Here is a 12,909-nt window from a genome sequence, read left to right as displayed (position 1 = left end):
CGATTTTATGTGCCAAGGTCAAAGATTAATCACATACAAGAGTATAATAGAAACACCCACTAAGCCGAGTCCAATTTGCCGAATATTACTCGCCGGCGCTTCCGATAATGTTTTTAGTAGACGTTTCCAACGCTTAGGAAACAATAAAGGCCCTAGGCCTTCGATAAGGCACACTAGAGCCAATGCAAGTAATACAGAATCTGTCATAAAAAAGCCCAGCGTTAACTGGGCCCTCAGTATTATTGTTTCGCAGGTTCTTTCATATAACGGAAGAATTCGCTATCTGGTTCTAACACCATTACGTCTCCGCCGTTATCGAAACTGGTGCGATAGGCCATTAAGCTACGCCAGAACTTATAGAACTCTGGGTTCTTAGTATAAGCGTCTGCGTAAATTTTAGCGGCTGTAGCATCACCTTCACCACGCATTTCACGACCACGCTTATCTGCATCGGCCAGCAATACATTTACACGGCGGTCAACGTTAGCGCGAATAATCTCGGCTTGCTCTTGACCTTGCGAACGGTGCTCTTTAGCTACTGCTAAACGTTCTGCACGCATCCGTTGGTAAATACTACTACTTACTTCATCAGGTAAGTTGATTTGCTTAATACGCACATCGGTAACTTCGATACCAATCTCAGAAGAACGCGCCATACGTTTAAGCGCATCTTCCATTACTTGGCCACGTTCACCAGATACGATATCGCGAATAGTACGAGCACCAATTTCGCTACGAAGACCATTGTTAATCTTGCGTGTTAACAGAGACTCAGCTTGCAGTACTGAACCACCTGTTGATAGGTAGAATTGTGAAAAATCAGCGATTCGCCATTTCACGTAAGAATCAATAATTAAGTCTTTTTTCTCAGAGGTTACAAAACGGTCAGCGTTGCCATCTAAAGTTTGAATACGTGCATCTAAAGTACGCACAGAATCAATAAATGGAACCTTAAACTGTAAACCCGGTGGGTAAACCTTGGTTGCGCCATCAGCGGTACGTTTTACTTTACCAAACTGAATAACAATACCACGCTCGCCTTCGTTCACTACAAATACCGACGAGTAACCCACTAACAAGGCTAAAATAATGCCAAAAATAGCTAATTGTTTCATGGCTTAGTTTCTCCCCGAACTAGAGCGGTCACTGCTTCGAATCGACGAAGGGCGTGACGGAATCGAGCTAGCAGGCTCTGAACTTATAGTAGATGGTTTATTGCCCGAGCTAGATTTACGTTGAGTAGGCTGCTGGCCTTGCTCCATTAGCTTGTCGATAGGCAAGTAAAGCATGTTGCTGTTATTAGAAGCATCAATCAGCACTTTGTTCGACTTACCGTAAATCTCTTCCATCGTCTCTAGATATAAACGGTGGCGAGTTACGTCTGGCGCATTTTCGTATTCTGGAAGCAATTGCTCAAAACGAGCCACTTCACCTTGTGCACGCAATACAATCTGCTCTTGATAACCTTGGGCTTCTTGCTCAATACGCTGAACTCGACCACGTGCTCGTGGTTCAATTTCACGTTGATAAGCTTCAGCTTCACGAATGAAACGCTGCTCATCTTCTTGTGCAGAGATAGCATCATCGAAGGCATCTTTAACTTCTTCTGGCGGACGAGCCGGCAGGAAGTTCACGTCAACCACTTCAATACCTAAGTTATAAGGTTCGATGATTTTGTTTAATAAGGCTTCGGTTTCGCTACGTACAACTTCACGACCCGTGGTTAAAATATCATCCATGGTGGTGTGACCAATCACGTAACGCAAGGCACTGTCGGTAGCTTGTGCCAAGCTATCATCTGGCGCAGTCACACTAAACAGATAAGCATGTGGACGAACCACTTTGTACTGTACATCCATCTCTACACGTACAACGTTTTCGTCTTCAGTCAGCATAAAGCCCGATGCTGGTAAAGAGCGAATAGCCTCTACGTTCACTGGAATCACTTCTTGAACAAAGGTTGCTTTCCAGTTCAAACCAGAATCTACCAAACCTGATTCAGGGTCGTATTTACCAAAGGTAAGAATTACGCCCTTTTCAGCTTCTTTAATGGTGTAGAAACCGCTCGCTACCCAAATAACAGCCAAGATGACCACTACTACAGCAATGCCAAAACCACTCACACCACCGCTGCTGCCACCAGATGATGGCTTTTTACCACCACCAAAAATGCCACCAAACTTACGGCTTAGCTTAGTAATTACTTCATCTAAATCAGGCGGACCCTGATTACCATTCTTATTGTTATTGCCCCAAGGGTCACGGTCACCGCCGCCACCTTTGTTGCCAGGCTCATTCCAGGCCATCTGTGTCTCCAGAAATTAAAGTTAATGCCTACTCACATTGAGCAATAAAACTTTCCAAACTATGGTCGAACTGTTTATCTAACCGTTGCCATGCAATAGCATCAAGTCGGATATCTACAACGATATTTCCTTCATCGTCTAAACGTTCACCTGCTACGCAGTCTAACTGATACAGACGACTACGCAAGCGCCCTTCACTAGGAGGCAAACGTAAAGTGTGGTTAACCATGTCACCGACTAAACGCTCGCTGATTGCCTTAAACAACAAAGGCAAACCTTCTCCCGTTAACGCCGATACCCACACTTTTTGGGGTAAACCTTGGTCATCACGCTCAATACGTGGACTCATATCAGGGTGTTGATCTACTTTATTGTAGACCTGCAAGAAAGGGATATCTCCTGCCCCTATTTCATCTAATACTACCTCAACCTGCTCAACGTTTTCAGCCATTCTTTCATCACTACAATCAATCACATGTAATAATAGCTGGGCTTCACGGGTTTCGGTTAGGGTGGCTTTAAAAGCCGCCACTAAGTCATGAGGAAGGTGGCGAATAAAGCCCACGGTATCGGCAAGTATCACCTTACCTACGTCCTCAATATCAATTTTCCGTAGTGTTGGATCTAGGGTTGCAAACAACTGATCTGCGGCATAAACCTTAGATTCAGTAATTCGATTAAACAAAGTCGACTTACCTGCATTGGTATAGCCAGCTAAGGAGACAGTGGGTAACTCGGCACGTTGCCTTGCTCTTCTGCCCTGCTCTCGTTGTTTACCAACCTTTTCTAAACGCTGTTGAATTTGTTTAATACGCGCACGCAATAAACGTCGATCGGTTTCTAACTGAGTTTCACCTGGGCCGCGTAAACCGATACCGCCCTTTTGTCTTTCTAGGTGAGTCCAGCCGCGTATTAATCGGGTCGACATATGGCGCAATTGCGCTAGCTCAACTTGCAACTTACCTTCGTGGGTTCGCGCGCGTTGGGCAAAAATATCTAAAATGAGGGTGGTACGATCTAAAACCCGCGCCTCACAGAGCATTTCTAAGTTTCGCTCCTGTGCTGGCGATAAAGCGTGATTAAAAATAATCACATCCGCTTGGGCACTTTTCACTAATTCTGCGATTTCTTCTGCTTTTCCTGCACCTACAAAGTACTTAGGGTGGGGAGAAACTCGGCTACCGGTGATGGTAGCCACCGCATTTACGCCTGCAGAGCTGACTAACATCTTCAGCTCTTCCAGGTCTTCTCGCTCATCTTCGTCACTAAAATTTACATGTACTAAGATGGCTTGTTCACCTGCTTCATAACGGTCAAACAAGCTATTTTACTCCTTGGCATTTACCAAGGCTGATAAGCCTTCGCAAATGCTATTCGTCGTTCTTCGAGTCGTCAGATACTGGGGTATGGTGTGGAACAGCGCGAGCTGGCACCACAGTAGAGATAGCATGTTTGTATACCATCTGGCTGACAGTGTTCTTCAACAAGATGACAAACTGATCAAATGATTCAACTTGGCCTTGCAACTTAATACCGTTTACTAAATAAATTGAAACGGGAATACGCTCACGTCGTAACGCATTCAAAAATGGGTCTTGTAATGATTGCCCCTTCGCCATGTTATTGTTCCTTTTTTCTTATTAATTAATTGGCATAGATCAAATTCGATTATATACCACTAACTTGGAGCCTTATAGCGACAATTTCAAGTATCACTTAGCGAATTAGTAATTATTTTGTTATTTCTTGGATCACCACTCTGTAACCAAGTGAGATCTGACCAGCTTTTTAACCAATTCATTTGTTTTTTAGCCAGTTGCCGTGTAGCCACTACACCACGAAATACCATTTCATCATAATCCATCTCGCCACTTAGATATTGCCACATTTGGCGATACCCAACGCTCCGCATAGACGGCAAACTTAAATCTAGATCCCCCCTCTGCATCAGCGATTTGACCTCGGCTTCAAAGCCAAGTTCCAACATCATCTTAAATCGCACTTCTATGAGATGGTGCAGTTGGGCTTTTTCTTTCGGCGCTATAGCAAACTGGTGGATTTTATAAGGTAAGGGGGCAAGCGGTTGATTATTAATCTCAGTCAGAGATTTACCGGTTAAACGATATACTTCAACCGCCCTCATTAAGCGCTGATGATCGTTTACATTGATCCTTGCTGCGGAGGTGGGATCGTATTGGCTAAGTTCTTGATGCAAACTTTCCCAGGAACCGTCTGCTGCTTGCTGCTGAATCTCACTGCGTAAGGCTGCATCAGCTTCTGGCAAATCTGCAATGCCGTCCACTAAGGCTTTAAAATACAACATGGTGCCGCCCACCAACAGCGGGACATTGCCACGCGCATGAATGGCATCAATTTGCTCTAGAACATCGCGACGAAAATCGGCGGCTGAATACACTTCAGTAGGATCGCAAATATCAATTAGAGCGTGTGGGGCTTGCTGCTGTTCTTCGGCAGTAGGCTTAGCGGTGCCGATATCCATTCCACGATAGATTAATGCAGAATCAACACTAACCAATTCAGCACCCATTTGCTGATGAAGCTGAATAGCTAAAGCGGTTTTGCCTGAGGCCGTAGGCCCCATCAACGTAATAACAGGCAGGCTAGTTGTCATGATTAAAACTCTCGATGCTGGCACTTAAATCTACCGCTCGCCACAGATGCTTAGGCAGTTGACTCGGATTGTGACTATGCAATTGTTGGCTTAACTCTATCGCCTGTTGCCAAGTGTGCTCTTTAGGTTTGCTTTGTAGCTTAATTAGCCCACTTAACAAGGCTTCGGCTTGCTGCCATTCTGAATCGGGAAGTTGACTCATCGCAGTTAATAAGCTTGGGATTAACTGAGCAAAGTCGGCTTTGCGTATCAACTTTGGCACTTGAGCCACGATAACTTGCTGCTTGTTAGCAATATTAAACACAAAGCCGATACGCCGCAGTGCTTCTTGCTGTTGGCTTAGTAAAAGATGCATTGGCTCATCTAAAGCTAGTTTTAACGGCAATAGCAAAGGAACGCTATCTAAGCCTTGCGGCCACTGTTGCATTGCTTGGCTATAGGCTAAGTGTTGCTGGCAAGCCCAAAGGTCAAGCAATATCAGCTTCTCGCCAATACGCGCTAACAAATAGGCGCTTTCAACTAAATGCAAAGGATAAAGCGCAGCGGCCTGTGGCTTAGCACTCACAGAACTTACTTGGCTAGTAGAGTCAGCTCTAGTTGCTTCACGAGTAAAATCGGCAGCACTGCTCAACCACTGATGATTAGCTGATAACTCTGAGGATCGCGGCTTATCGGCTCGCTGAAGGCTTGACTGGTAGCTCTGGCGACCTTCGCTCACTCTCGGCGTGGCAGGAGCTGCACTGGTGTAGCTATGAGCAACTTGCGCTAGTGGTGGAGCGAATATTTCATTTACCGGTTCATCTTGGTAAACCAGCAGTTCACCAGTGTGATTATGAGCCGGAATTTTACTCAAGGCTGATGCCAGTACTTGTACGATGTAGTCATGCACCAAACGGGCTTGATGAAAGCGCACTTCATGCTTAGCCGGGTGCACATTCACATCGACTTGGTCTAATGGCAACTCCAGAAATAATACATAACTGGCATATTGTTCATCGGGCAAATAGGCTGCAAATGCTTGGCGAATAGCGTGTTGTAGCAACTTGTCGCGCATCATCCGACCGTTCACATAAAAATACTGCTGGTCGTTTTGCGCACGAGCCACTTCCGGTAAACCTAACCAACCGTGTAAACGTAGTTGGTCATGCTGATTATCTAGGTGCAAACAGTGGTTAGCAAAAGGGGCACCAAATACTGTGCTTACTCGCTTCAGCTGCTTACCCAAGTCTGTGGCTATGCGATACTGGCGGATTAATTTGCCATTGTGTTTTAAACTCAGCGCCACATCAAAACGGCTTAAGGCTAAACGCTTCAACAGCTCATCAATGTGCGAAAACTCGGTTTTCTCAGTACGTAAGAACTTGCGCCGTGCAGGCGTATTAAAAAACAAATCGAGCACGTCTACCGAACTGCCAATAGGATGAGCGCAAGGTTGCAAACTAACTTGCATGTCACGACCAGCAGCTTGAGCTTGCCAAGCTTTTTCTTGCTCAGCAGTACGAGAACTTAAACTTAAGCGAGAGACCGAGCTAATACTTGCCAAAGCTTCACCGCGAAACCCCAAGGTGGCTATAGCACTTAAATCATCAAGGCTGTCTATTTTGCTGGTTGCATGGCGACTAAGCGCTAAACCCAACTGCTCTTTAGCAATGCCGCTGCCGTTGTCGCGAATTAGTATGCGTTTTGCGCCACCCTTATCAATTTCGATATCGATACGTGTTGCGCCAGCATCAAGGCAGTTTTCAATTAGCTCTTTAACCACCGAAGCAGGACGTTCTACCACTTCTCCGGCGGCAATTTGGTTAGCCAGCTGCGCTGGCAATATTTGAATAGGCATCGAATTAACTATTTGGGATGGTCAGCACTTGACCGATACGCAAGGTATTTGAAGTTAGTTTGTTGGCCTTTTTCAAACCCGCAACGCTGGTATTGTAACGAGCAGCCAACACCGATAAAGACTCGCCCTTTCTCACGGTATGCTTACGCACGCCATAGGTTTGCGCATACAAAGTGCCCGCCAAAGGCTTAGTGCGGTAATGGGCTTTAATGCCTTTAACTACCGCCTTGGCAATCTTTTCTTGGTGATTACCCGTTTTTAGTAACTTTTCTTCTTTGTGGTTGGTAATAAAACCGGCTTCCACCAAAATAGAAGGAATGTCTGGCGACTTAAGCACCGCTAGGCTGGCATGCTCGGGACGTTTTTTATGTAGCGAGGTTACTTTGCCTAGCTCACCCAATACTTTTTTAGCTACTTCATAAGCGGTGTTCATTGAGTAGTCCATCTGCATATCAATTAAAGCGAAGTTAAGATGCGCATCATTTTCCACACTGCCCATTACTTCACCCACACCACCCAAAAGGTCAGATTCAGCTTCATGCTGCTCTAAATGTCTACCTACTTCACTTTTAGCCCGGCGAGTAGATACCACCCAAACTGAAGCACCTTTTGGTTGAGAGGAGGTAAATCCATCAGCATGAATCGACACCAAAAAATCGGCTTTGTTTTTGCGGGCTATTTGCGAGCGCTTATTTAGATTAACAAAGTAGTCACCTTCTCGAATCAACACCGCTTTTAAACCGGGCTCTTGATTAATTAGGCGTTGTGCACGCTTAGCGATAGCCAGCGTGATGTGTTTTTCGTAGGTTCTTTTGTTGCCGATGGCGCCGGGATCTTCCCCACCGTGGCCAGCGTCGATAGCAATAATAATGTCGCGATTGCCCGCTAACTGCTGCTGCGTTTTAGCTTTAGAAATCTGCTGTTGTTGCTTTTTAATTTGCGCGCTACCAGCTTTGTCTGGCAAGTCTATCACCAAGCGATGGCCATAATTTCCGGTAGGCTTAAGAGCAAATACGGTAGGATTAACCGCTTGTGAAAGCTCTATAACCAAGCGAAAATCGCCTTTAGCCTTTGGCGTACTAGGGCGGATTTTTTTAACCAAGTCGCCAGATAAGGGGACTTTGCTCAAATCACTGAGCATTTTACTAGCGGAGAGATCCAAGACTAGGCGGTTAGGTTTACTTAAGTTGAAATGGCTAAACTGTGGCGCACCAGATAAATCCAATACAATACGAGTATTATCAGGGCCGCTCCAAACACGCACCCCAGATACATCGCTACTGGCCATTGCCAGCCCACAAAGCAAATACAATCCTAAGCCTATCCAGCGACTTAATCTAAAACTACCCTGCATGTTGACTCAACCACTCCACTACTTTTTGTCCTTGCTCGCTCAATGCTTTCACTTGAGCACTGCGCTGCTCGCCTCGATAAGCTAGCTCAACCAACAAGTCTGCTGCTGGTAAAAAGCCCAGCCCCTTTTCAGGCCACTCCACCAAACACAAACAATCGTCGGCAAAGTAATCGCGAATACCAATAAATTCTAGCTCTTCAGGGTCGGCCAAACGGTACAAATCAAAATGATTGACTCGCCACTCACCTAATTCATAAGGTTCAACCAAGGTGTAGGTTGGGCTTTTTACCTTACCAGTGTGGCCTTTACCTTGAATAAAGCCACGGGTTAAAGTGGTTTTCCCAGCGCCTAAATCACCTTCTAAATATATAACTGATGCCTGCCGACAAGCCTTAGCTAATAATGCGCCTAAAGCTACGGTTTGTTCTGCGTCAGCTAATTCAATATGCCACGTTTTCATTACAATTTTGGATTCACTAGTTGTCTTATAAAAGGCATTAGATCTGAGGCCAGCATGCCTCTTTCTCCCTGTTCTGCAGCTTCATCTGCAGCCATACCATGAATACACACCCCAAGGCAGGCAATATCAAACAATGAGTGCTTGGCTGCAAATTGGGCGATTAAGCCGCCGATTATACCAGACAAAACATCTCCCATCCCGCCCGAAGCCATGCCGGGGTTACCTACAGTACAAATCTTCACTTGTCCTTGCGCGCCAGCTACAACGCTGCCGGCACCTTTTAATACACATACACCGCCAAAACAGCGCTGTATGTTTTGAGCAGCGGCAATTCTATCACTTTCTACTTCTGCCACAGAGCAATTCAACAAACGCGCTGCCTCACCTGGATGTGGAGTTAGTACCCATTGCTCATGCTGCATCGGTGCTTTAGCCAACAGATTAAGTGCATCGGCATCGACCAAGCAGGCTTTGTCTTCACTTAATACAGCTGAAAACAGCGCTTGCGCCCACTCATCTTGTCCCAAGCCGGGACCTATCACCTTACAGCTAGCCTGGATTAAACTCCTATCTAGCAGCTGCAGAGAATGCTTAGTCACTGCTGCAACCATTAACTCTGGTCGTCCGCTACTCACCACCGACTGATTTTGCGCCTGAGTAAATACATTAACCAAGCCAGCACCAGTGCGTAAACAGGCTTCGGCAGCCATGCGAATAGCGCCAGCCATTCCAGTATTCCCACCCACTAAAGTCACTCGGCCACAACTACCCTTGTGAGCTATTTTTGCCCTAGGCGCAAGCATCGAGCGTAACTGAGCATAATCTACACGGCTAACTTCAGTAGTATTTTGTTGCTCGAACAAATCACTTAGCCCCAAACCGGCAAATAGCAATTTACCAACATATTCAGGTGCTTGCCCGGTAAACAAGCCTTGTTTGGCAGCGATAAAACAAATCGTAGCGCTAGCTTTTATCGCACTGCCTAACAGCTTTCCGGTATCAGCAGATAAACCTGAAGGTAAATCTAAGGCAAGCACTGGCACGCCGCTTTGATTGACTTGAGCAAACAGAGATCGCAATGGCGCTCGCACATCACTGTTTAAGCCAATGCCCAACACGCCATCAATAATCACATCACAAGGCCAATCAAATTGTTTGCTAAGATCAAGCTGTCCGCCCTCGGCTTGCCAGGCAGCTAAGGCTTGTTGTGCATCACTAGGCATTCGGTCTAAATCACCTAAGGCAAGCACTTTTACCTCTTTACCAGCTTGCTTGGCCAACCGCGCAACCACCAAGGCGTCTCCGCCGTTATTGCCACCACCCGCTAATACCAAAATACGCTTGGCATTGGGCCATTGGCATTGCATCAGTTTAAAGGCAGCCAAACCCGCCTGTTCCATCAAAGAATACAAGCTAATACCTTGCTGCTCAGCCAGCACTGCTTCTTGGCGTTTCACTACTTCGGCGCGCCATAAACTCTGTGGTAAACTGTGCGAAAACAATCGGTGCTCTGGAGCCATGTCCCTACTATCCGAAATAGACCTAAAACAGCTGGTTCAACATATCAAGCTAACCGCTAAATCGCTAGGTTTTCAGCAGATCGGCATAACAGATGTGGATCTCAGTCAACATCATCAAGATGTTGAGCAATGGCTGGCAAAAAACTACCACGGAGAAATGGACTATTTAGCCCGTAACCTTGAGCTTCGTAAACATCCAGAGCAGCTGCATGAAGGCACTCAACGGATCATTTCGGTGCGCATGGATTACCTACCAGAGGACGCTAAGTTTGCCCAAAGCCTCAGCGCCAGCGATCAGGCATATATTAGTCGTTATGCGCTGGGTCGTGACTACCATAAGCTAATGCGCAAGCGGCTAAACCAACTGGGAAAATCGATTAATGATTACTGCCAACAGCAGCTAAATATGCGCCCATTTGTCGACTCAGCCCCGGTAATGGAGCGCCAACTGGCCACTAAAGCAGGCTTAGGTTGGACTGGTAAACACAGCTTAATCATCAACCAAGATGCTGGTTCGTGGTTTTTTTTAGGTGAGTTATTTGTTGATTTACCCCTGCCCATAGACCAACCAGTAGACGAGCAATGTGGTGATTGTGTTGCCTGCATCACCATTTGTCCCACGCAAGCCATTGTTGAGCCCTACCAAGTGGATGCACGTCGCTGTATTTCTTATCTCACCATTGAATACGATGGGATCATTGAGGAAGAATTACGACCGCTAATGGGCAATCGCATCTACGGCTGCGATGATTGCCAACTTACCTGCCCCTGGAATCGCTACGCCCAGCTCACTCAAGAAGCCGATTTTGCTGCCCGAGAACAACTGGATCAACCAACACTGTTAGCGTTATTTGCCTGGACCGAAGAAGAGTTTTTAAAGAAAACCGAAGGCTCGCCTATTCGTCGGATCGGCTATCAACAGTGGCTACGTAATATCGCGATTGCCTTAGGCAACGCCGCCTATTCACAACAAGCTATTGACGAGCTAAGCGCCAAGCAAGGGCTTGAAGCCGTTGCCCAACACCACGTTAATTGGGCGATAGAGCAACAACAGAATAAAGCGGCAAAAGCTTCTCGCAAAACCGCCCGTTTGATCCGTATTATAGAAAAAGGATTAACTCGTGATGCTTAATGCATCGGTAGAATAAGTTCTGTTACACTTTTTAAGAACAAATAAAATGGAAGCAGCTCATGCACTTACTTGGCGTTGATATTGGTGGCACCGGCATAAAGGCAGCCATCGTAGATTCTACCACTGGCGAGCTTATTAGCGAGCGTCACCGTATTGCCACCCCACAACCTGCCACGCCCGAAGCAGTAGCCCAAAGCTTAAAGCAGATGGTTGAGCATTTCTCTTGGCAAGGTCCTATTGGTTGCGGCTTTCCTGCAACGGTTCACCACGGGGTTGCCCAAACCGCCTCTAATATTGATAAAAGCTGGATTGGCACCAACGTTGAAGCCCTATTCGCTGAATATACCGACTGCCCGTGTTATGTAGTGAACGATGCCGATGCAGCCGGTATGGCCGAAATGGCCTTTGGCGCAGGTCACAAACACCAAGGTGTGGTAGTGATTATTACCGTTGGCACCGGCTTAGGTAGCGCAGTGTTTGTAAATGGCGAATTGCTTCCCAACACCGAGTTTGGCCATATTATTTTGGAAGGGCGAGTAGCCGAGCACTATGCCAGCGCCAGAGTGCGCGAAGCAGAAGAGCTAAGCTGGAAGAAATGGGGCAAGCGCTTCAACCTTTACTTACAGCGCCTCGAGTTTTTAATGTCGCCCGATTGCTTCATTATTGGTGGCGGTGCCAGTAAAAAATTCGAAAAGTACCAAGCGCAGCTCAATTTAAAAGCTGAAGCTTTGCCAGCACAGGGCTTAAACCAGGCTGGCATTGTTGGCGCAGCCATGTACGCCCAGCATCAAAGCTAATTAAGATTCGAGAATAGAGCCGCTTAAATAAGATTGGCGAAGCGGTTCGTCAAAATGCTCAATGCTATAGCGAAGCAGCTCTCTGGGCAGTTCGCTAAGGTGCTGTTGCAAAAATGCCTCTACCGCTGGCTTATCTCGCTTGGCCAGCTCTCTCAGCATCCAGCCCACCGCTTTGTGCATTAAGGGGTGAGCATGGGTATGAAAACGCTTTGCTAGCGTAATTGTTAAATCAACATCATTTTGGCGTATATAGTAAAAGCAACTCACCATAGCAATACGTTGCTGCCACATACTACTGCTGCTAGCGAATTGCTCAAGCAGCTCCCAATCTTGATGCTGCCAGATATAAGGGCCAACAATTTTAGGCGCAGAGCAGTCAACCAAATCCCAATTATTCACATACTTTATGTAGCGCTGGTAAAACGCCAACACCGCTTGTTGTTGCTGATGATTTTTCGCTTTTTGATAATGTTGACACATGACTACCAAGGCAAAAAAGCGCTCCTCATGAAAGGCAGAAGAGATTAAGTCTGTGAGCTCCTCTAGAGGTAAAGGATAGGCTTTGGCAACCCTTCTGGTATTAGGCACACGAACACCTAAAAACTGATCACCTTCGCCATAACCACCTGGCAATGCTTGAAAAAACTTTGGCAAGTAAGCCGCTTTCTCTGGCTCAGCATATTCGCGTAAAGCTTTTTGAACTTGTTCGACTTGATTCATCACCCACCCTTTACGGTCAACAAAATGCTTATGTTAAACACAAGCTTATACCAATCACACTAAGTAAGTGATCAGAAATAACCCAGGAAAAATACTCGAGAATAAGGCAGAAATTTTCGATAAGCAGTTATTCTACAATCAAAAATTCTAA

General features: G+C 46.1%; 13 protein-coding genes. 2 read left to right on the top strand and 11 right to left on the bottom strand.

Features of this window, described 5'->3' with window-relative positions:
* Nucleotides 1–18: 18 nt before the first annotated feature.
* The 10 genes from K5620_RS21865 to K5620_RS02730 form a co-directional block, all read right to left on the bottom strand.
* Complete coding sequence (locus K5620_RS21865) at nt 19–207, bottom strand: DUF2065 domain-containing protein (protein WP_084682022.1); 189 nt, start codon at nt 205–207, stop codon at nt 19–21.
* A 32-nt stretch (nt 208–239) separates the two neighbouring features.
* The gene (gene hflC, locus K5620_RS02770) at nt 240–1,115 is read right to left on the bottom strand and encodes a protease modulator HflC (RefSeq protein WP_016403745.1); all 876 of its coding nucleotides are present in this window, start codon (nt 1,113–1,115) and stop codon (nt 240–242) included.
* 3 nt (nt 1,116–1,118) lie between these two features.
* Entirely contained in the window at nt 1,119–2,306 is a 1,188-nt protein-coding gene (gene hflK, locus K5620_RS02765) for an FtsH protease activity modulator HflK (protein ID WP_016403746.1), read from the bottom strand.
* 28 nt (nt 2,307–2,334) lie between these two features.
* The gene (gene hflX, locus K5620_RS02760) at nt 2,335–3,627 is read right to left on the bottom strand and encodes a ribosome rescue GTPase HflX (protein WP_016403747.1); all 1,293 of its coding nucleotides are present in this window, start codon (nt 3,625–3,627) and stop codon (nt 2,335–2,337) included.
* 49 nt (nt 3,628–3,676) lie between these two features.
* Nucleotides 3,677–3,925, bottom strand: coding sequence for an RNA chaperone Hfq (gene hfq, locus K5620_RS02755; RefSeq protein ID WP_016403748.1), 249 nt, complete (start codon nt 3,923–3,925; stop codon nt 3,677–3,679).
* A gap of 86 nt (nt 3,926–4,011) precedes the next feature.
* Entirely contained in the window at nt 4,012–4,938 is a 927-nt protein-coding gene (gene miaA / locus K5620_RS02750) for a tRNA (adenosine(37)-N6)-dimethylallyltransferase MiaA (RefSeq protein WP_040307644.1), read from the bottom strand.
* Nucleotides 4,928–6,775, bottom strand: coding sequence for a DNA mismatch repair endonuclease MutL (gene mutL, locus K5620_RS02745; protein WP_016403750.1), 1,848 nt, complete (start codon nt 6,773–6,775; stop codon nt 4,928–4,930). Before mutL ends, miaA begins: the two co-directional genes overlap by 11 nt.
* 4 nt (nt 6,776–6,779) lie before the next feature.
* Nucleotides 6,780–8,129 (bottom strand): N-acetylmuramoyl-L-alanine amidase, encoded by a 1,350-nt coding sequence (locus K5620_RS02740; RefSeq protein ID WP_016403751.1) that lies wholly within the window; start codon nt 8,127–8,129, stop codon nt 6,780–6,782.
* Entirely contained in the window at nt 8,119–8,589 is a 471-nt protein-coding gene (tsaE, locus tag K5620_RS02735) for a tRNA (adenosine(37)-N6)-threonylcarbamoyltransferase complex ATPase subunit type 1 TsaE (protein WP_016403752.1), read from the bottom strand. Before tsaE ends, K5620_RS02740 begins: the two co-directional genes overlap by 11 nt.
* Complete coding sequence (locus K5620_RS02730) at nt 8,589–10,109, bottom strand: bifunctional ADP-dependent NAD(P)H-hydrate dehydratase/NAD(P)H-hydrate epimerase (RefSeq protein ID WP_016403753.1); 1,521 nt, start codon at nt 10,107–10,109, stop codon at nt 8,589–8,591. Before K5620_RS02730 ends, tsaE begins: the two co-directional genes overlap by 1 nt.
* Here K5620_RS02730 and queG point away from each other — a divergent pair.
* Nucleotides 10,108–11,241: a tRNA epoxyqueuosine(34) reductase QueG gene (queG, locus tag K5620_RS02725; protein ID WP_016403754.1), complete on the top strand. Its 1,134-nt coding sequence runs from the start codon at nt 10,108–10,110 to the stop codon at nt 11,239–11,241. The two genes, K5620_RS02730 and queG, sit on opposite strands and share 2 nt — an antisense overlap.
* A 59-nt stretch (nt 11,242–11,300) precedes the next feature.
* Nucleotides 11,301–12,038 (top strand): polyphosphate--glucose phosphotransferase, encoded by a 738-nt coding sequence (gene ppgK, locus K5620_RS02720; RefSeq protein WP_016403755.1) that lies wholly within the window; start codon nt 11,301–11,303, stop codon nt 12,036–12,038.
* Here ppgK and K5620_RS02715 read toward each other — a convergent pair whose 3' ends face one another.
* The gene (locus tag K5620_RS02715) at nt 12,039–12,758 is read right to left on the bottom strand and encodes a DNA alkylation repair protein (protein WP_016403756.1); all 720 of its coding nucleotides are present in this window, start codon (nt 12,756–12,758) and stop codon (nt 12,039–12,041) included.
* Nucleotides 12,759–12,909: the final 151 nt, after the last annotated feature.

This window comes from Agarivorans albus, from assembly GCF_019670105.1.
GTDB classification, from domain to species: domain Bacteria; phylum Pseudomonadota; class Gammaproteobacteria; order Enterobacterales; family Celerinatantimonadaceae; genus Agarivorans; species Agarivorans albus.
Note: the sequence above shows the minus strand (reverse complement) of the source record. Positions and strands in the feature narration are given on the sequence as shown.